We start from the raw sequence: 18,897 nt of genomic DNA, 5'->3' as shown, positions 1-18,897 counted from the left end.
GTATCATGACAAGTTTTACGCACAAACCGAGAATTTTGTTTCTATACGGCTCGTTAAGAGAGCGTTCTTACAGCCGCTTGTTGGCGGAAGAAGCGGCGAGAATTATTGAGGATTTCGGTGCAGATGTTAGGTTCTTTAATCCTCTAGAATTACCCATTTACGGCAGCGTTCCCGATACTCATCCGAAGGTTCAAGAGTTGCGGGAATTAAGCCTGTGGTCGGAGGGTCAAGTGTGGTCTAGTCCAGAAATGCACGGCAATATTACCGGCATTATGAAAAATCAAATTGACTGGATTCCTTTAAGCATTGGGGCTGTCAGACCGACTCAAGGGCGAACTTTGGCGGTGATGCAAGTTAGCGGTGGTTCGCAATCTTTTAATGCTGTCAATACTTTGAGAATTTTGGGCCGCTGGATGCGGATGTTTACGATTCCGAATCAGTCTTCGGTTGCTAAGGCTTATCAGGAGTTTAACGACGATGGGACGATGAAGGATTCGCCTTATCGCGATCGCGCGATCGACGTAATGGAGGAACTGTACAAGTTTACCTTGCTGTTGCGGGAGCAAACGGACTATTTGACCGATCGCTACAGCGAACGCAAGGAACAAGCAGCTAAAGAGGCGATCGCACTAGCAAATCGCGCCCTTGAATTACCGGGCCCTTAGGAACCCCAGGAACCCCGACAACAACCCATAACCAACAACTCACAACTAACAACCAACAAAAAGCATGAAAAAAGTAATGTTTGTTTGCAAAAGAAACTCCTGCCGATCGCAAATGGCAGAAGGATTCGCTAAAACCATCGGAGCCGGCAAGATTGGAGTCACCAGTTCCGGGTTAGAATCAAGCAGAGTTCATCCGACAGCAATTCAAGTCATGTCAGAAATCGGCATTGACATCACAGATCAAACATCCAATCCATTAAGCGAATTCAATGCAGAAGACTACGACGCCGTAATTTCTCTGTGCGGCTGCGGCGTGAATTTACCCGAAGCGTGGGTATTGCGAGAAGTGTTTGAAGATTGGCAACTAGACGACCCCGACGGACAACCCATCGAAACTTTTCACCGCGTTCGAGATGAAATTAAAGCACGAGTTGAAACATTAGTTGACTCTCTAAAGTAAGATTAATAGTCCTATACCCGCGGGTGGTCAGAAACCGGGTTTTTTTCTGAGAAGACGCTTTACATCCCGCAAAAACGGCAAAAAACCCGGTTTCTTGGGTTTTGATGCGTCCAGAACTATTAGAATTAGTGCTAAATTATGAGAGGCGTTCCGTCGGAACGCCTCTACATTCGTTGCGAGCAAAGACCAAAAGGTTAGCACATGATTCAGACAGCAGTCACGCCTTTCAAAAACAAAATTAACTCAGCTTTAACTAAAAAGCAGATTACAGTTTTACAAATTAATCTCGGCAAACGCTGCAACCTGGCTTGCACTCACTGCCACGTTGAAGCTAGCCCGAAACGAACAGAAGAACTTTCCCCGGAAATTTGCAACCAATTAATTGAAATTATTCGCCGCTTTCCTCAAATTCAAACTATTGACCTCACCGGCGGTGCTCCCGAAATGCTTTACGGTTTTAAACCGCTAGCGGAAGCTGCCAGGGCGGCAGGTAAAGAGGTAATTGTTCGTTCTAATTTGACGATTTACTTTGAAAAAGGTTTTGAAGATATTCCCGAATATTGCGCGCAGCATCAACTTAGAATTGTGGCGTCGCTTCCCTGCTATCAAGCTGACAATGTGGACAAAATGCGCGGCAGCGGTGTTTTTGACAGTTCAATTCGGGCGCTGCAAAAACTAAATCAGTTGGGATATGGGAAAAACCCAAATTTAACTCTGGATTTGGTGTACAATCCACAAGTGCCGGCAACAGACAAGTTTTCGCTAACACCGGAACAAGGCAAGTTAGAGCAAGATTACAAGGTTTATTTAGCCGAACATTTTGGGATTTGTTTTAATCAATTGTTCGCGATTACTAATTTGCCGGTGGGACGGACTAAGTTTCATTTGGAACATAAGAAACTGCACAAACCTTATCTCGGGTTTTTGGAGGAGAATTTTAATCCCGGTACTCTGGAACATTTAATGTGTCGTAACGAATTGTCGATCGACTATTTGGGCAATGTCTACGACTGCGATTTTAACCAAATGGAAAATTTGCCGGCGAAAACTGGCAGCGGGGAAAAGATAAATACTGCTAAATTGCTCGCATCTGGCAGTTTAGATGTCATTCAAGAGGTGCAAACGGCTGCTTATTGTTACGGCTGTACGGCAGGTTGCGGTTCTAGCTGCGGCGGTACTTTGATTTGAGAAGGAAGAAGGAAGAAGGAAGAAGGAAGAAGGAAGAAGGAAGAAGGAAGAAGGAAGAAACTATGCTCTTGGGCCCGATTCCCGATTCCCGATTCCCCATGCTTTGGGGCCCAATGCGCCATGCCCGTATTATTGAGAGTGGAGATTTTAAGCAATGAATGATTCGCGATCGCCCGGTGAAAATCTGCCACCATCAAATAGGTGGAAGCTGATTTTAGGGATTGGTTTAGCTGTGGCTTTGATTGTGGCGGCAAAGTTTTTTAACTTTCAAGGAATTCTGAAAAATGCCTTGGAGTCGATCGCGAGTCTCGGCCCTTGGGGTCCGGCAGCTTTTATTCTAATTTACATTGTTGCAACGGTTCTATTTATCCCCGGTTCTTTGCTGACTCTTGGTGCTGGCGTTTTGTTTGGAGTCGTTGGCGGTTCGGTTTGTGTTTCCATCGGCTCGGTTTTAGGCGCAACTTGCGCTTTTGTGGTAGGGCGGTATTTAACTCGCGACTGGGTTTCCAAACAGATAGAGGGCAATCAAAAATTTAAGGCGATCGACTCCGCAGTTGCCTCTGAAGGATGGAAAATTGTGCTGCTGACACGACTTTCTCCCATTTTTCCGTTTAATTTGCTTAACTATGCTTTTGGAGTCACGCAGGTATCTTTAAAAGACTATTTTGTGGCATCTTGGATCGGCATGATTCCCGGAACTGTCATGTATGTTTATATCGGTTCCCTGGCCGAGAGTTTGGCTGCAATCGGATCTAGCGGGCGATCGCGCACTGCTGCTGAGTGGGCTCTCTACGGCATTGGTTTGGTAGCAACGATCGCCCTCACCGTTTATGCAACCCGCTTCGCCAAAAAAGCTTTAGACGAAAAAATTTCTCCTTGAAGCCCGATCGCAAATTAGTCAAACTGTCAATAAGTATTTACCTCTACATTAGAATACATCGCTAATTTAAAAAACTCCGTATTTTCTCTATGTTATTTACAATTATTTTGTTATACAAACGAGATAGATATTAAAGATATCGTAAAGCAGTAACCTAAATTAGGTAAACCGAAGGTCAAAATATAAAGCTGATGCCAAAATAGAAGGCAAGCGTGCGCTCGGAATAAGAATTGTTTGCAGTCAGGAATGCAAGTCATACCATTTTAAATTTGAGATTTTAGATTTGAGATGGGGAATGACTGATGCCTACCAGGGTTGGGATCACTGGCCTACAGTTGCATTATTTTCTGAAACTCGTCTCACGACTTGGCTGATATTAATTCTGCCGAATGACTAATGCCGTTTGATGAATTTGATTCGGAGAGAACATTTGATGATGCAAAACCCAGCAAATCAAGCCGGATCTGTGTCTGCGCCGCCACCCCACCAAGCAAAAAAGCTGCGCCACTTTTGGGACAACATCAGTAGTTCTGCTCAATCGCGGTGGCAGCAAGCGCATAGTCTTTGGCAGCACAGACGGCAGCGCCGCCATTTGCTGACCCTGCTAATTCTGGCCACCACGGCTTTAACCATTAGCACAACTGCTTGCATCAGCTATTTTTTTGTGCGCGGACTAATCCTCGACAATTTAAAGGAAATAGCACTATTAAAACTAGAAAAAGGCACTGACGAAATCGACCGCTGGCTCAGCAGTCGCAAAGCAGAAATAGAAACTATTGCTTACGATCCTACGGTTCGCACTGTCAATTGGAAATTAGTGGAGCCCCGGTTGCAAGGAGAAATATATAGGTTGAAAGAGTATTTCATCCTGTCATTAACTCAAGCCGACGGCTCATTTATCAACACTCTAGGCAACCGGGCGAACAGCAAAGACCGCCAACACTTTCAAAAAGCAATGGCAGGGCAGCTCAACGTTTCCGACCCGCTGATCGGCCGCAGTACAAAAGTTCCGACTATCGTCATTTCAGCTCCTATTTGGGCCTTACCTCCGGCTCCTAATAAAGTAATTGGAGCTCTATCGGGCAGCATTAAATTAGACCGAGTAGCATCTGTGGCTAACAGCTTGCTGTACGGTTCCGACAGTTATGCTTTTGCGCTCAATTCACAAGGAGTGCCAATTGTTCATCCCAACAGTAACTTAATCGGAAATACCGACCGGGAGGCCCCAAGCTTTTTACAGTCACAAGACCCCGCACTCTCCACAATTGCGCGGCAGATGATCGACCGCCAGACGAACATCGAACTGGTAAAAATAGATAATAAATGGGTGTATGTGGCCTATGCTCCCCTCAAGGAAGTTAACTGGTCGATGGCTTTAGTAATTCCCCGCGAAAATATTGAATCCCAACTGCAAGCCTTAAATTTGCTGACATCAGTCGTCGCCGGACTCCTGGGCCCAGCAATGCTAGCAGCAACTTGGCTAATTTACTCCTCCGAAAACAATCGCGCTCAAGCGGAGCGGGAAGCCATGTTAAACCGGATTGCTGGACGCATTCGCGCTTCCCTGGAATTAGACCAAATCGTGCAAAGCACAGTCGAAGAAATAGTAAGTTTGCTGCACCTAGAACGGGCGGCTTTTGGGTGGTACAAACCAAAAGAAAAAATGTTACAAATCTTATGGGAATGTTGTCCATCTGATTGTGCGACGCCCGCTAAAAAGTTTGAGTCTTACTTGGTCGAAGATTTGTCAATACCGATTGGCCAATGCGAGCCAATTATTCTTTCGAGGGACACTTGGGCGAAGAGTACAGCTCAAGTGAGCGAAATTAAAGCTAATAGCTATTTAGCGGTTCCTGTCCACACTCAAAACCAGCCGCAGGGTTATTTAATTTGCAGCCACGTTAGTCATTGGCTTTGGAGCCGGGAGGAAATCCAACTCTTAAAAGCTGTAGCAGACCAATTGGCGATCGCAATTACTCAAGCTCACCTTTACAGTCAAACCCAAGACCAAGTAAAACTGCTTAATAGCGCCTTAAATGAACTGAAAAAAACTCAAACTCATTTGGTGCAGAGCGAAAAAATGTCATCCCTAGGTCAAATGGTGGCGGGAATAGCCCACGAAATTAACAACCCCGTTAACTTCATTTCGGCTAATTTGCCTCACACCAGCAAATATACTAAAGATTTATTAGAGTTGGTGAGTTTATACAAAGAAGCCTTCCCAGAGGTTCCCCAGGAAATCGCAGATTTCACCGAAGAAATTGAGTTAGAATTTATCGAGGAAGATTTGCCACATATATTGGATTCTATGAAAATAGGAACCGAACGCATTCGCAGCATCGTTCTTTCTTTGCGTAATTTTTCTCGCCTTGATGAATCTGACAAAAAGCAGGCGGATATTCACGAAGGTATAGAAAATACCTTGCTGTTGCTCTCCAACCGCATCAAAAATAGAATTTATATAGTCAAGAAATACGGAAAAGTGCCTTCAGTCGAATGCTATCCATCTCAGCTCAATCAGGTGTTTATGAACTTGCTGAGCAATGCGATCGATGCCTTGAACGAGATCGATCGCCTGGATAAAATTATTACTATTTCCACGGGAGTAGTTCGCGAACATGGCGGTAAATTTCTGAAAGTGGCGATCGCCGACAACGGCCCAGGCATTCCCGACAGCGTTAAAGACCAAATTTATAACCCATTTTTTACTACCAAACCCGTGGGCAAAGGCACTGGTTTGGGGTTAGCAATTAGCTACAAAATTATAGTAGACGGACACGGTGGCAGCATCGAAATTTCTAAACCTTCGGGCGGCGGCACGGAGTTTTTGGTAAAAGTTCCTATTAGTAACGGGAAATAATACCATTTTAGATTTTAGATTTTAGATTTGGGAATACCCAATCGAACAAGCTTTTGAAGCTGGTATACAATTGCATTTTTTATAAAAACTGGTATAAGAAGAAAGTCCGAAAGGAAGCCCACGGATTTGGTAACCGAGGTAACTGATAGAGGGGAGAGGTTCGAGGGGTTCAACGGTTTGAATTCATGCTAAGCTGACGGCCGTTGGCTAAAATTATAAGAGTTTTTGTTAAAGGTGTTTTATGGCTGTTGGCAAGGATACAATTTTCGAGCGCTTTTTGTCGCCCCTGATTCGACTGGCGATCGACGAAGAAGCACTGAAACGACTCTACGAAGGTATCGACTGGGAAACAGCGGGCGATCGCTACCGACAACCCAACTTAGTTTACCCCGAATATTACAGCAGCCAAAACTTTCACGGCATTAAAGGTGGCTACCTCAACCCCAGTGCCGCCGTTTCCTACGATCCCATCACGCAATATGTTTTGCCTCCCCACGAAACAGTCGTCAGGCAAGGCTTAATTGACGCTGTGCGGGTGAAACCGCGCCGAATCATCGATTTGGGATGCGGCACCGGTTCTACAACGCTCATGCTCAAGCAAGCTTTTCCCCAAGCAGAAGTTGTCGGGCTGGACTTGTCGCCTTATATGCTGGTAGTTGCCGACATGAAAGCGCAAAAAGCCGGCTTAAATATCGAGTGGTTGCACGGAAATGCCGAAAGCGTTGCTTTTGCCGATGCCAGCTTCGATTTAGTAGCAGCTTCCTTGCTGTTTCACGAGACGCCGCCTGCTGTATCGCGGGCAATTTTGCGAGAAAGCTTCCGACTGCTGAAGGTTGGAGGACAAGTGGCAATTTTGGACGGAAATCAAAAAACTTTGCGGCAGACACAGTGGCTGACTGATATCTTTGAGGAGCCTTATATTAAGTCTTACGCGGCTGGCAGCCTCGATGCTTGGGCGGGGGCCGCTGGATTTGCGGCGGTGCAAACTCACGAACACTGGTGGACTAATCAGGTGACGCAGGGCGTGAAACCTTTGCCGGGGGAAGATTTGGAACAGGCAAAGGTGGCGAGGGGGTGGAATTGGGGCGATCGAACTCCTAATTTTGATGGCGATTTACCAGGCATTCCAGCTCCTGCTTGATCTATTAACTGTTGCCTGTTAATGGTTAACTGTTAGCAAACTAATGACTAATGACTCATGACTAATGACTCTAAAAGCAGTTTTATTTGATTTTAATGGCGTGATTGTTAATGATGAGCCGATTCACGAGAAAATAATCGATCAATTGATGCTCGATGAAAATCTCCAGCTCAAACGTGGGGAGTTTCGAGAAGTTTGTTTGGGAAAAAGCGATCGCGCTTGCATTACCGAACTACTCAAGCGCCGAGGACGATATCTAACAGAAACATACCTCGATCGGCTGCTGCGGCGCAAGGCCCAAGCTTACAAAGCTCAAATAGATACTTTGGAGAAACTGCCGATTTATCCCGGTTTGGCAGAATTTATTGACAAAATTCGGGTCGCCGGACTGAAAATGGCCGTAGTTAGCGGGGCAATGCGATCGGAGATAGAATTGGTGTTAGATCGGGCCGGTTTGGCAGCAAACTTTGAGTTAATTGTCGCAGGTGACGACTTGACGGCGAGCAAACCAGCACCTGACGGCTATCTATTGGCTGTCGAACTTCTCAACCAGAAATATCCCGAATTTAACCTGCAACCGATCGAGTGTTTGGCGCTAGAAGATACTTTTGCGGGGATTGAAGCAGCGAAAAAAGCGGGCATTCAGGTAGCGGGTGTGACTCACACTTACCCGTTTCACATGATCCAGCGCCAAGCTAATTGGACGGTGGACTATTTTGCTGATTTAGAGTTGGACAGAGTGGCTGCACTTTGCTCGATCGCTCCCACTGAGCCGACTGCGGAAAACACTTGACGTTTTGAGCAGTTACGTGCTAGTGTAAGTGACGGTCTGCGAACGTGAGAGCAACCAAGACCTATAAACCTTTTAGATTCGGCAATCCGGCATCTAAAATGCTAAATTAAAACTCAATCAGGGGAATTAGCTCAGTTGGTAGAGCGCTGCGATCGCACCGCAGAGGCCAGCGGTTCGAGTCCGCTATTCTCCATAAATCAGGGGCATTTCTACAGGTGACGATCGTACTCAAAGCGAAGTGCGATCGTCACCTGCTTTGATAGTCGCCTATTTTATGCGCTCGACCGGATTGCTGCCTAAGTTTTAGCATCAATAATCTGTTGAGAGCGAGAAACCCGGTTGCTATTTTGTGCGATCGACCCAGTTGCTGCCTAACTGGTAGCATCAATAAGATAATTTCTGTAAAGAAACCGGGTTTCTCATTACACACTAATTGCTGAAAAGACGTATTTTGGTGTCTAAACCCGGTTTCCCAAAAAAATCCGGTAAGCCCGCGATCCCAACCCTGATGTCATCAGTCAATCTCAAATCCAACATGATTTTAGCCCGGTTTCTGTCGCAGTTACCCTCAATCCCCACAAAACATTCAATTTGTCAAAAACAATAAGTTTTGTAGCTAAAAATACAACAGTGTGCTGAAGCGAGTCTTAATATCAAGTCGCTATGTGTTATTATTCTCAATCATCTGACTCATCTATTCAAGAGTAAAAAGAAAAAATGACAAAGCGATTCGATCGGCGGAAATTTATTTTATACAGTTCTGCTACCCTAACATCAAGTTTATTTCTCAAAGCTTGTAGAACTCCAACTCAAACAGCCACTCCCGCAGCTTCTCCCACATCAACAGGAACTACACCAGCAGCCGGGGGTGGAAACACGATTAAAGTAGGAATTTTGCATTCCTTGAGCGGCACGATGTCAATCAGCGAAAAAAGCGTGGTCGATGCCGAACAATTAGCGATCGAAGAAATCAATAAAGCTGGCGGCGTCCTCGGAAAACAAATCGAAACAATAGTAGAAGATGGCAACTCAGACTGGCCGACTTTTGCCGAAAAAGCCAAAAAATTGATCGACCAAGATAAAGTTGTCACAGTCTTCGGCTGCTGGACATCCGCCAGCCGCAAAGCCGTACTGCCGGTATTTGAAGAAAAAAATCATATGCTCTGGTATCCCGTACAATACGAGGGTCAAGAGTGTTCCAAAAATATTTTTTACACCGGCGCGGCACCAAACCAGCAAATCGAACCAGCAGTTGATTGGCTGCTAGAAAATAAAGGCAAAAAATTCTTCTTAGTCGGGTCTGACTACGTTTTCCCCCGAACTGCAAATACCATTATCAAAGCCCAGCTAGCAGCCAAAGGTGGCGAATTAGTTGGGGAAGATTACATTCCGTTGGGCGGGACAGAAGTTACGCCAATTATTACTAAAATTAAGGCAGCTTTGCCAGACGGGGGCGTCATTTTCAATTCCCTCAACGGCGACAGCAACGTAGCATTTTTTAAACAGTTGCAGGGTGCAGGTTTGGGCCCGGACAAATATCCGTCAATGTCCGTCAGTATTGCAGAAGAAGAAGTAAAGGCGATCGGCGTAGAATATCTTAAAGGTCATTATGCCGCCTGGAATTACTTCATGACTGTAGACTCTCCGGCCAATACAAAATTTGTGGAAGCTTTCAAGGCAAAGTACGGCAAAGATAGAGTGACAAATGACCCGATGGAAGCAGCTTACATCATGGTTTACCTGTGGAAGCAAGCTGTCGAGAAAGCAGGGACAGCCGACGATTTAGAAAAAGTTCGGGCAGCAGCTTTGGGTCAAACCTTTGACGCGCCGGAGGGCAAAGTTACGATGGAAAACAACCACCACATCTCTAAATTTGTCCGCTTGGGCGAAGTGAGAGAAGACGGCTTGTTTAACATCGCTTTTGCTACACCAGAAGCAGTGAAGCCGGTTCCTTGGAATCAGTTTGTCGCGGAAACAAAAGGCTTTGCTTGCGATTGGTCAGACCCCGCAAAAGGTGGAAAGTTCAAAGCTTGATAAGTAGGTAATACCAATTTTTTTAACGTTGGCACCGTATCTTCGATCCCCCTAGCTACCCTTAATAAGGGGGGGGGAAAGCGTTCTTGCGTCACCCCCTACTCTTCTTAATCAGGAGAACGGGAGTATTCAAATTCCACCTTAATGAAGGGGAACTGGAGCCTTCAAATTCTCCCTGATTAAGGAGACTTAGGGGTATCGAGATACTCACTCTAAGCATAATTTATAGAAAAACTCGACGCTTAAGTTGACACCAACGTGGTAAAATCCGCCCCTAATTATCCGCGAACAAAGTTAACAGACTTGATGCAGGAGTAACAAAATTGGCGATATTAGATGGTTTATTTAACGGCATTAGCATCGGCGCTGTTTTACTAATTGCAGCCCTGGGACTAGCGATTATTTTCGGGCTGATGGGCGTGATTAATATGGCTCATGGCGAATTGATGATGCTGGGGGCTTATACAACTTTCGTGGTGCAAAATGTCTTCAAAGGTATCGGAGGATTTGCTTTTGAAACCTATATTTTATTTGCAATTCCCCTAGCTTTTTTAGTAGCTGCACTCGTAGGATTAATTCTCGAACGCGGAGTGATTCGCTATCTTTACGGGCGGCCGCTAGAAACTTTGCTAGCAACTTGGGGCGTAAGTTTAATTCTGCAGCAGTTTGTCCGCAGCGTTAGTTGGGTGCTGGTAATTGGGATTGCGGTGTTTTGTTTGCTGTTTTTTGGCGGTTTGCGGGTGCTGAAATCTCGCATGGATTTCGATCGCATTCGCAGCAAAATTATCGCCATAATTTTGCCTTTATCTTTGGGTATTTCCTGGGCGGTGAGCGCCTTTTTAGGTCAAACTTACAAACTGGCAGTAACTCAACCCTGGTTTGGCGCTCAAAATGTGGACGTAACTGCACCGCAATGGTTGCGGGGCGGCATACCGCTGGGCAATTTTCAGTTGCCCTACGCCCGAATTTTTATTATTGTCCTGACAGGAATTTGTTTGGCGGGAATTTACCTGTTTTTGCAGAAGTCTGTGTGGGGATTGCGGATTAGATCCGTGACGCAAAATCGCAGCATGAGTGCGTGTTTGGGAATTCCTACCGAACAAGTAGACGCGCTGACTTTTGCTTTGGGTTCGGGGTTGGCAGGTGTCGCTGGGTGCGCGATTAGTTTGATCGGTTCGGTAGGGTCAAATACGGGACAAAATTATATAGTCGATACCTTTATGGTGGTGGTTGTGGGCGGTGTCGGCAAGATTGTGGGGAGTGTAGTTGCTGCGATCGCGATCGGCACTGCAAATTACCTGATCGGTTCGGGAACCTTAGCATTAATCTTCGCTCCAGTCAAGCCTTTAGCCGACTTCTTCACATTTTTCGCCACAACCAGCATGGCAAAAGTAATGGTATTCGCCTTAATTATGGCTTTTCTGCAAGTGAAGCCGGGAGGGATTTTCCCGCAAAAAGGGCGGACGGTAGAAAATTAAAAATTACAACTGCGAGTGTAGCGAAAAATGCAGAAAAAACATCAAAAAGCCTGGCTAAAAGAAGCGGCAATTGTCAGCGCGATCGCCCTCACATTCATCTTGCTCATCCCAGGCATACTCCCCGACGTTCGGCTCAATCAATTAGGGCGATTTTTAGCACTAGCAATTGCCGCCCTCGGCATAGACTTGATTTGGGGATACACGGGTTTGCTCAGTTTAGGGCATGGGGTGTTTTTTGCGATCGGCGGCTACGCTTTCGCCATGCACCTAAAACTGCAAATTCCCCCAACCGCCAGCAGTCAATTGCCAGAATTTATGAACCTCTACGGCGTTACCGAACTCCCCTGGTTTTGGCAACCATTTTATTCATTTCCATTCTCAGCATTAGCAGTAGTTCTCATCCCCGCCATCTTGGGCGCACTTTTAGGTTATTTAGTATTCCGCAATCGAATTCGAGGCGTTTACTTTTCAATTCTTACCCAAGCAGCCACCATTGTATTTTTCAACTTCTTTAACGGTCAGCAAAAACTGATTAACGGCACCAACGGACTCACCGACTTTAAAACCCTGTTCGGAGCCACAGTCAATGACCGAGATACTCAATATATTTTCTACATTCTTACCATACTATTTCTAGCAGCAACTTACGCCCTCTGCCGATGGCTGACCAGCGGGCGTTTCGGCCGCCTGCTAGTAGCAATTCGCGACGACGAAGTGCGCCTGCGTTTCTCAGGTTACAATCCCACAGGATATAAAGTTTTAGTCTTTGCAATTTCCGCCGGTTTAGCCGGGATTGCAGGCGCATTATTTACCGTACAAACCGGAATTATTTCGCCAAAAGCAATGGATATTGCCTTTTCAATTGAAATGGTAATCTGGGTCGCAGTGGGAGGTCGCGCCACATTATCTGGAGCAATATTAGGGGCGCTGCTAGTCAACTTTGGCAAGAGTTTCTTGAGCGAACAATTTCCCGAAGTGTGGCTATTTTTCCAAGGCGCGCTATTCTTAATAGTAGTAACAGTCCTGCCCGACGGCATAGTCGGATGGCTGCAAGATCAAAGTTTCGACCAAACCCGCGCCCTGTTCAGAAAACCCAAGTACGTATCTACTTACCCCAGCCTGGAACAAGACCCCCAAGTGCAGCTCGAAAAAGAAGAACTTGAACATTGAGTGCAAAAATATCGTGTAATTTAGAACCATGCTGACATAAATAAATGTCACCTACAACAGACAAACAAAGCAATCGCAATCGACTTGGCAAACGCTGCATTTATCTCTCTCTGAGGAAACGTAATATATATGTCCACGTACTTAGATATCCCTAGCAAACAGCTTCGTTTTTTAACTTAAGGGGAAACATATGGCAGATATTATTGACTACAAAATCTACGGCGACGATTTGCAACTCATCGAGATTGAACTCGACCCTAGAGAAGGCGTCAGGGCTGAAGCTGGAACCATGACATACATGGAAGGCGACATCCAAATGCAAACATCCACAGGCGGCGGCTTATTTCAAGGTTTCAAACGAATGCTGACAGGAGCGGGTTTTTTCATTACCACCTTTGTCAACGCGGGAAATCGCAAGGCCCGTGTCGCTTTTGCCGCCCCCTATCCGGGTAAAGTAATTCCCCTAGATTTAGGCCAACTTGGCGGTAAATTTTTGTGTCAAAAAGACTCATTTCTCTGTGCGGCCAACGGCATTGAAATTGAGGTAGCATTCACCAAGCGACTCGGTGCCGGTTTCTTTGGCGGAGAAGGTTTTATTCTGCAAAAATTGCAGGGTGACGGGCTAGCTTTTGTTCATGCGGGAGGAACAATAGTTGAGAAAAATTTGGGAGTTGGCGAAGTGTTGCGAGTAGACACCGGCTGTTTAGTAGCTTTTGCTTCCACAGTAGACTACGACATTCAATTTGTGGGCGGGTTTAAAAATGCTTTGTTTGGAGGTGAAGGCTTATTTTTGGCAAAGATGACTGGGCCTGGTAAGGTATATGTGCAAAGTTTGCCCCTCTCGAAGTTAGCTGAACGCATTTTAGCAGCAGCTCCACCTCCACTTTCAAGCAGTTCTAGCAGTTTTAGTTGAGAAGAAACTGCTAAAAAAAAGTATAAAGTATGGTGCTACTACTGGGTATAAAATCTACCAAAGTAAGGAAAAAATTTCTCTCCGCACCTACAAAAGGTATCAGTTGTTATCCATTAGTGAGTTAATTGCTAATTATGAATGGCAAAGTATTAGAAATTGAAAACTTGACTGTTAGTTTTGATGGTTTTAAAGCCATTAACGGTTTAAATTTCAGCATGGATGCGGGCGAACTGCGAGTTATTATTGGTCCCAACGGTGCGGGGAAAACAACTTTTCTAGATTCGATTACGGGGAAGGTGCAGCCGACAGAGGGCCGCGTGTTATTTAAGGGACAGAATTTACGCAAGCTGTCGGAAGATAGGATTTCGCGCTTGGGAATTGGCCGCAAGTTTCAGACGCCGCGAGTTTACTTGAATTTAACGCCACGCGAAAATTTGGAATTGTCTTGCAGCCGCCACAAAAATGTTTTTTCGACTTTGTTCCAGCCTGCTTCGGCTGCTGAAAAACGCACGGTTGCGGGTTTGTTAGAAACAATTGGTTTAGTTGCTAAAGCTGATATTTCGGCTGGTTTGCTTTCTCACGGGGAAAAGCAATGGTTGGAAATTGGAATGTTGGTGGCTCAATCTCCTGATTTGTTGTTGGTAGATGAACCTGTGGCGGGTTTGACGGATGAGGAAACGATGTTAACTGGAGAGTTGCTAATTTCGCTGGCCGAAAGTCATTCGGTGTTGGTAATTGAGCACGATATGGAGTTTGTGCGGCAAATTGCGCGGCAGGTTACGGTGTTGCATCAGGGTGCGGTTTTGTGCGAGGGGACTATGGATGAGGTGCAAAATGACGATCGGGTAATTGAGGTATATTTGGGAAAATCGGAAGAGTAAGAAGAAGGAAGTTCGGCAACGAGCACTGTACAAGATGTAACGGATGTAACGGATATCAGGAAGAAGAAAAAAGGAAGAAGTTATTTGTTAGTTGCTACCAATTTCCATGCCCAATTACCAATTAAAACTATGCTGCAAGTTTCTAATTTGAATGTTTATTACGGCGAAAGTCACATTTTGCGCGATGTCGATTTAAGCGTCATGGCGGGGCAAATGGTTTGCTTGATCGGCCGCAATGGTGTGGGCAAAACTACTATGCTAAAAACGATTATGGGGTTGCTGCAACCGCGCAGCGGCACTATTGCTTTTGGCGGAGAATCTATTGCTTCTAAGTTGACTCACCAGCGGGCTAGATTAGGCATTGGTTATGTGCCTCAAGGGCGCGAAATTATTCCCCGTTTGACGGTGAAAGAAAATTTATTGTTAGGTTTGGAAGCGAAACCAAGCAAAATCAAAAATCCTGAAGTTCCTCATGAAATTTTTGATTTATTTCCTGTTTTGAAAACTATGCTCGATCGCCTGGGAGGTGATTTGAGCGGGGGACAGCAGCAGCAGTTAGCTATTGCTAGGGCTTTGATGGGTGAGCCGCAGTTGCTGGTTTTGGATGAGCCTACGGAGGGGATTCAACCATCAATTATTTTAGATATTGAAGCTGCGGTGCGCCGTGTGGTTGCGACTCGGGGAATTTCTGTTTTGTTGGTGGAGCAACATTTGCATTTTGTGCGGCAAGCTGACTGGTATTATGCTATGCAAAAAGGCGGGATTGTGGCTTCTGGAAGCACTAGCGAGTTAAGTGATGAGGTGATTCAGAGGTTTTTGGCTGTTTGAGTCAACAGTCAGCAGTCAGCAGTCATTAGTCATTAGTAGGGTGCGCACTGCGCACCTTACTCAATTGTATTCAGTCCGCGCACCATCCGGACTTTGTTTGATAAGAAGCGATTTCAATCGCCTACGAAACGACGCTGTATTATTGATTTTTTCGGCCGTCGGGCATTGTGGTGCCGGCCATACTTGCTCGATCGATACTAGCGCCATCTATATTAGCATTGCGGAGGTTGGCATCGGAAAGATTGGCATCTCTCAAGTCGGAAAATCGCAGGTCTGCACCGTCTAGATTTGTCTTTGTCAAGTTAGCTTTTCTGAGGTTAGCGTTGCTGATTCTCGCTCCTACTAATTCGGCTCCGCTTAAGTTTGTGCGAGCTAGATTGGTGTTGACAAAATCTGAGATCTCGAAGCGACTACCGCTGAGGTTGGCATCTGATAAATCTGCTCCTGTAAGGATGGGATTTTTTAAGTTAATGTTAACTAATTTTACGGCTCGGAGGTCGCAGCGGGAGCAGCTTTGAGTTAGCAGCAGCGTTTCGACGTTGGCGTTGATTTCGTCGATTTGTTGCTGGGAGAAATTTTCGGCAAATTCTGGGGAGACGTAGCCAAGCTTTTTGGGGTCGTTTGCTTTTGGTTGGGGTGCTTGTATTGGGGGTGTTTGGATTTGTTGGGGTGTTTGGATTGGTTGGGGTGTTTGTGGTTGGGGCGTTTGTGGTTGGGGTGTTGGGATGGGTTGGGGGGTTGGGATGGGTTGAGGTGTTTGGAGGGGTTGGGGTGTTGGGATGGGTTGGGGTGTTTGGATGGGTTGGGGTGTTTCTATTTGCCCGATCGCACTTAGTTGCAGCCCCACCTTCGGCAGTTCGAGATTTGCTGCAACAATTAGTAGGGCGATCGACATGATTGTGAGTTTTTTCATAAATCAATAAGTTTTTGTTTGCATAAATACCATTTATATGGTATAATACCTCGAAAAGTGAACACCCTACATTTCGCTAAATAAATCAAAATTCAGATAAAAAACTTCGGAACCATCAGGTGCGCGAATTAACTTTTCTATTACCGAAGGCAGTTGCTGTTGACGGTACAATTCGGGAATCTCGCAGAAGCTTTCTTCGGTAATTTCCAAAATTTTTGGCATATCAGGAAGGGGAATCCCTAACCGATCGCTTTTATTTAAGGTACAAATAATCAGGTATTTGCACTCAGCAAGGCTCGGGCTGCTGGAAAATATGGTGGATAAATTAATTATGGTAATCAGTTCTTCTTGATGTCGCAATAAACTATTCCCGCTAGGTAAAGTGCCGTAGGCATTAAAGTTTTTAACAATGCGCTCCACTCGTTCAATAGGAACAGCATAGTAAATATTTCCTAGTTCAAAGGAAACAAATTTTTTCGGGGCAATTCTAACACTGGCTGTTTTCTTGCTCCGAAATCGGCGATTGTAATTGGCGTGAGTCATGGGATTTTAGATTTTAGATTTTAGATTGAAGAATTATTTGATTGAAAATTGAAGATTATTTGATTTATAATTTAAAATTATTAGATTTTAGTAGGTCAGTCGGCTGCGTATCTTTCCTCTATAATTCGCGTGTTCGATTACTTTTTGCCGTTCTGTTTGAGATTAGGGATTATTTGATTGGAAATTTAAGATGGTGAATTAAATTATTGATTGGTGGATTAATTTGGGAATAGCTTGTAAAAGTTGGGCTTCGCTGTAAGGTTTGGTGAAGTATTGATTTGCGCCTAATTCCATTGCCATTTGCCGATGTTTTTCCCCGCTACGGGATGTCAGCATGGCTACGGGAATCTTAGCAAAGCGCTCGGTCAATCTGATCGATCGCAACAATTCAAATCCATCCATCCGAGGCATTTCAATATCGACGATCGCCAAACTGCAATCAAGACCATTTTGCAACTTTTCCAGGGCATCCACACCGTCTTTAGCCTGTACCACCCGGTAGCGAGCACGAGTCAGCGTCATAGACAGCAACTGCCGAATTGTATAGGAATCATCCACTACCAAAATCTGCGGTGACTGACTCGAACTCGGCGTTATCTCCTGCACTTTACCGGAGACAGCGGCGATCGAACTATTTACCCCAGGTTGGCCCACCAAATCGTCCACATCCAGAATATTCACCACTCGCCCGTCCCCCAAAATCGTAGTCCCCAAAACGCCGCGAGGCTTGGATAGAGGCGGCGGCAAAGGTTTAACCACTATTTCCTGCTGACCGATCAGCCGTTCTACGGCCACCGCCAGCATTCCTTCGGTAGAAGCCAAAACCAGGACGGGAATTTCGTCTTGGGTCAAAGGGTCAGGAGAGGGGGCATCCGGCGCGACGACGCTGTATTCGAGCAAATCTTGCATCCTCACCAAACGAATAAATTCCTCCCGCCACCACAGCATCGGCTGATTGCCGGCGATGTGAACTTCCGAGGCTTTAATGTGCACAATTTCCTCTACTGCATCCAGCGGCACTGCTATTTTATTGTGATCGGTCTTCACCATCAATGCATCAGTAATCGACAGCAGCAGCGGCAGTTTGATGATAAAACTCGTACCTTTTCCCAGGCGAGAGTCAACCTTCACAGTCCCCCGCACAGTCCGCAAATTTGTTCGCACAACGTCGAGTCCGACTCCCCGCCCCGAAAGGTCGCTGACCCCTTCTGCAGTGCTGAAACCCGGCCAAAACAGAAAATCGTAGAGTTCGGCAATTGAAAATTCTTGAGCTTGTTCCTCCGTCGCCAAACCCTTTGTGACAATTTTACGGCGAATGATTTCCGGGTCAATGCCTTTGCCGTCATCGGTGACAGTAATAATAGTCTGCCCGCCTTGGTGGCGGGCTTCTATTTCAATTTGACCGCTGGCGGGCTTGCCGGTTGCTTGCCGAACTTCAGGCATTTCGATGCCGTGGTCAAAAGCGTTTCTCACTAAGTGTATTAAGGGGTCGCGCAAAGCGTCGAGCAAACTTTCGTCAATTTTGGTATCTCTTCCCAGTAGCAGCAGGTTGACATCTTTCTCGTATGTGAGGCACATATCCCGGAGGGCTCTGGGCAAGTGATCGACGGCGCGGCTGAAACTCACGACTCGCAACTGCATGACGCGGCTGCGCAGTTGGTCGGTAATGCGGCGCAGTTGGTCGGTACTGCGCTCGAATTTCATGGCTAAGGTGTCTAATTTGGTGGCGGATTGAGAAATTGCTTGGGCAGTTTCGATGACTTCTGCTGCTGTCGAGTGGAACTCTGTATAACGATCCATCTCTAAGATATCGAAGTGAGCATGGATCACAGAGGATTTGCCGTTAGCAATCATTGGGAATTCGGTTTCTGCTGCTGCAAGTTTTCCCAATCCAGACGAACCGTTTCCCCCTTTCCAGTCTGCAAAAGTCAGTCTGTCGTATTCTTCTCGCAACTGACCGCCGAATTGGTTCAAATCTAGGATGCTGCGGCGGATGCGCTTGACTTCGCTGCGCAGTTCGGATTCTTGAAGTTCTAAATTTGTACGGTTGATGACTAATTCTCCGACTAGATTCACCAATTCATTTAAGCGTTCTAAGTCTACGCGGATTGTCGGCCTTTGCGGGTTGGGGACTGGGGGAGAGGGGGAGG

General features: G+C 45.9%; 16 protein-coding genes and 1 tRNA gene. 14 read left to right on the top strand and 3 right to left on the bottom strand.

Going from position 1 to position 18,897, the window contains the following annotated elements; genetic code table 11:
- Positions 1 to 5 precede the first annotated feature (5 nt).
- The 14 genes from arsH to urtE all read left to right on the top strand — a co-directional run bounded on the left by arsH (position 6) and on the right by urtE (position 15,291).
- Positions 6 to 665 carry an arsenical resistance protein ArsH gene (gene arsH / locus QUA27_RS25020; protein ID WP_333071471.1) on the top strand — a complete coding sequence of 220 codons (660 nt, stop codon included), beginning with the start codon at positions 6 to 8 and terminating at the stop codon, positions 663 to 665.
- A 64-nt stretch (positions 666 to 729) separates the two neighbouring features.
- Positions 730 to 1,125 (top strand): arsenate reductase, glutathione/glutaredoxin type, encoded by a 396-nt coding sequence (gene arsC / locus QUA27_RS25015; RefSeq protein WP_006633827.1) that lies wholly within the window; start codon positions 730 to 732, stop codon positions 1,123 to 1,125.
- 201 nt (positions 1,126 to 1,326) lie between these two features.
- A complete protein-coding gene (gene arsS, locus QUA27_RS25010) occupies positions 1,327 to 2,313 on the top strand; it encodes an arsenosugar biosynthesis radical SAM (seleno)protein ArsS (RefSeq protein ID WP_333071468.1) in 987 nt (328 codons plus the stop codon).
- A gap of 154 nt (positions 2,314 to 2,467) precedes the next feature.
- Positions 2,468 to 3,193, top strand: coding sequence for a TVP38/TMEM64 family protein (locus tag QUA27_RS25005; RefSeq protein WP_333071466.1), 726 nt, complete (start codon positions 2,468 to 2,470; stop codon positions 3,191 to 3,193).
- 433 nt (positions 3,194 to 3,626) lie between these two features.
- Positions 3,627 to 6,053, top strand: a complete 2,427-nt coding sequence (locus QUA27_RS25000) for an ATP-binding protein (RefSeq protein ID WP_333071464.1) — start codon at positions 3,627 to 3,629, stop codon at positions 6,051 to 6,053.
- Positions 6,054 to 6,294: 241 nt separating this feature from the next.
- On the top strand, positions 6,295 to 7,194 hold the full coding sequence (locus tag QUA27_RS24995) for a class I SAM-dependent methyltransferase (protein ID WP_333071462.1): 900 nt from the start codon (positions 6,295 to 6,297) through the stop codon (positions 7,192 to 7,194).
- Between the two features lie 64 nt (positions 7,195 to 7,258).
- Complete coding sequence (locus QUA27_RS24990) at positions 7,259 to 7,987, top strand: HAD family hydrolase (protein WP_333071459.1); 729 nt, start codon at positions 7,259 to 7,261, stop codon at positions 7,985 to 7,987.
- A gap of 120 nt (positions 7,988 to 8,107) precedes the next feature.
- Positions 8,108 to 8,180, top strand: a tRNA-Ala gene (locus QUA27_RS24985).
- Between the two features lie 524 nt (positions 8,181 to 8,704).
- Positions 8,705 to 10,021: an urea ABC transporter substrate-binding protein gene (gene urtA / locus QUA27_RS24980; RefSeq protein WP_333071457.1), complete on the top strand. Its 1,317-nt coding sequence runs from the start codon at positions 8,705 to 8,707 to the stop codon at positions 10,019 to 10,021.
- A 323-nt stretch (positions 10,022 to 10,344) separates the two neighbouring features.
- Entirely contained in the window at positions 10,345 to 11,499 is a 1,155-nt protein-coding gene (locus QUA27_RS24975; RefSeq protein WP_333071456.1) for an ABC transporter permease subunit, read from the top strand.
- A gap of 27 nt (positions 11,500 to 11,526) precedes the next feature.
- The gene (urtC, locus tag QUA27_RS24970; RefSeq protein WP_333071454.1) at positions 11,527 to 12,669 is read left to right on the top strand and encodes an urea ABC transporter permease subunit UrtC; all 1,143 of its coding nucleotides are present in this window, start codon (positions 11,527 to 11,529) and stop codon (positions 12,667 to 12,669) included.
- A gap of 190 nt (positions 12,670 to 12,859) precedes the next feature.
- Complete coding sequence (locus QUA27_RS24965) at positions 12,860 to 13,582, top strand: TIGR00266 family protein (protein WP_333071451.1); 723 nt, start codon at positions 12,860 to 12,862, stop codon at positions 13,580 to 13,582.
- A gap of 134 nt (positions 13,583 to 13,716) precedes the next feature.
- A complete protein-coding gene (urtD, locus tag QUA27_RS24960; RefSeq protein ID WP_333071450.1) occupies positions 13,717 to 14,463 on the top strand; it encodes an urea ABC transporter ATP-binding protein UrtD in 747 nt (248 codons plus the stop codon).
- Positions 14,464 to 14,592: 129 nt separating this feature from the next.
- A complete protein-coding gene (urtE, locus tag QUA27_RS24955) occupies positions 14,593 to 15,291 on the top strand; it encodes an urea ABC transporter ATP-binding subunit UrtE (RefSeq protein ID WP_333071448.1) in 699 nt (232 codons plus the stop codon).
- A 139-nt stretch (positions 15,292 to 15,430) separates the two neighbouring features.
- On the opposite strand, the gene QUA27_RS24950 is transcribed toward urtE, so the two are convergent.
- The 3 genes from QUA27_RS24950 to QUA27_RS24940 form a co-directional block, all read right to left on the bottom strand.
- Positions 15,431 to 16,204, bottom strand: a complete 774-nt coding sequence (locus QUA27_RS24950; protein ID WP_333071446.1) for a pentapeptide repeat-containing protein — start codon at positions 16,202 to 16,204, stop codon at positions 15,431 to 15,433.
- A 66-nt stretch (positions 16,205 to 16,270) separates the two neighbouring features.
- Complete coding sequence (locus QUA27_RS24945; protein WP_333071444.1) at positions 16,271 to 16,747, bottom strand: chemotaxis protein CheW; 477 nt, start codon at positions 16,745 to 16,747, stop codon at positions 16,271 to 16,273.
- Between the two features lie 198 nt (positions 16,748 to 16,945).
- A partial coding sequence (locus tag QUA27_RS24940; RefSeq protein WP_333071442.1) for a hybrid sensor histidine kinase/response regulator occupies positions 16,946 to 18,897 on the bottom strand: 1,952 nt, incomplete at its 5' end.

The organism is Microcoleus harperi Pol14_C6, assembly GCF_036701295.1.
Classification (GTDB): Bacteria; Cyanobacteriota; Cyanobacteriia; order Cyanobacteriales; family Microcoleaceae; genus Microcoleus.
Note: the sequence above shows the minus strand (reverse complement) of the source record. Positions and strands in the feature narration are given on the sequence as shown.

Coding starts and splice junctions, on each gene's coding strand:
- arsH (WP_333071471.1), top strand. CDS start 6: ATGACAAGTTTTACGCACAAACCGAGAATTTTGTTTCTATACGGCTCG.
- arsC (WP_006633827.1), top strand. CDS start 730: ATGAAAAAAGTAATGTTTGTTTGCAAAAGAAACTCCTGCCGATCGCAA.
- arsS (WP_333071468.1), top strand. CDS start 1,327: ATGATTCAGACAGCAGTCACGCCTTTCAAAAACAAAATTAACTCAGCT.
- QUA27_RS25005 (WP_333071466.1), top strand. CDS start 2,468: ATGAATGATTCGCGATCGCCCGGTGAAAATCTGCCACCATCAAATAGG.
- QUA27_RS25000 (WP_333071464.1), top strand. CDS start 3,627: ATGATGCAAAACCCAGCAAATCAAGCCGGATCTGTGTCTGCGCCGCCA.
- QUA27_RS24995 (WP_333071462.1), top strand. CDS start 6,295: ATGGCTGTTGGCAAGGATACAATTTTCGAGCGCTTTTTGTCGCCCCTG.
- QUA27_RS24990 (WP_333071459.1), top strand. CDS start 7,259: ATGACTCTAAAAGCAGTTTTATTTGATTTTAATGGCGTGATTGTTAAT.
- urtA (WP_333071457.1), top strand. CDS start 8,705: ATGACAAAGCGATTCGATCGGCGGAAATTTATTTTATACAGTTCTGCT.
- urtC (WP_333071454.1), top strand. CDS start 11,527: ATGCAGAAAAAACATCAAAAAGCCTGGCTAAAAGAAGCGGCAATTGTC.
- QUA27_RS24965 (WP_333071451.1), top strand. CDS start 12,860: ATGGCAGATATTATTGACTACAAAATCTACGGCGACGATTTGCAACTC.
- urtD (WP_333071450.1), top strand. CDS start 13,717: ATGAATGGCAAAGTATTAGAAATTGAAAACTTGACTGTTAGTTTTGAT.
- urtE (WP_333071448.1), top strand. CDS start 14,593: ATGCTGCAAGTTTCTAATTTGAATGTTTATTACGGCGAAAGTCACATT.
- QUA27_RS24950 (WP_333071446.1), bottom strand. CDS start 16,204: ATGAAAAAACTCACAATCATGTCGATCGCCCTACTAATTGTTGCAGCA.
- QUA27_RS24945 (WP_333071444.1), bottom strand. CDS start 16,747: ATGACTCACGCCAATTACAATCGCCGATTTCGGAGCAAGAAAACAGCC.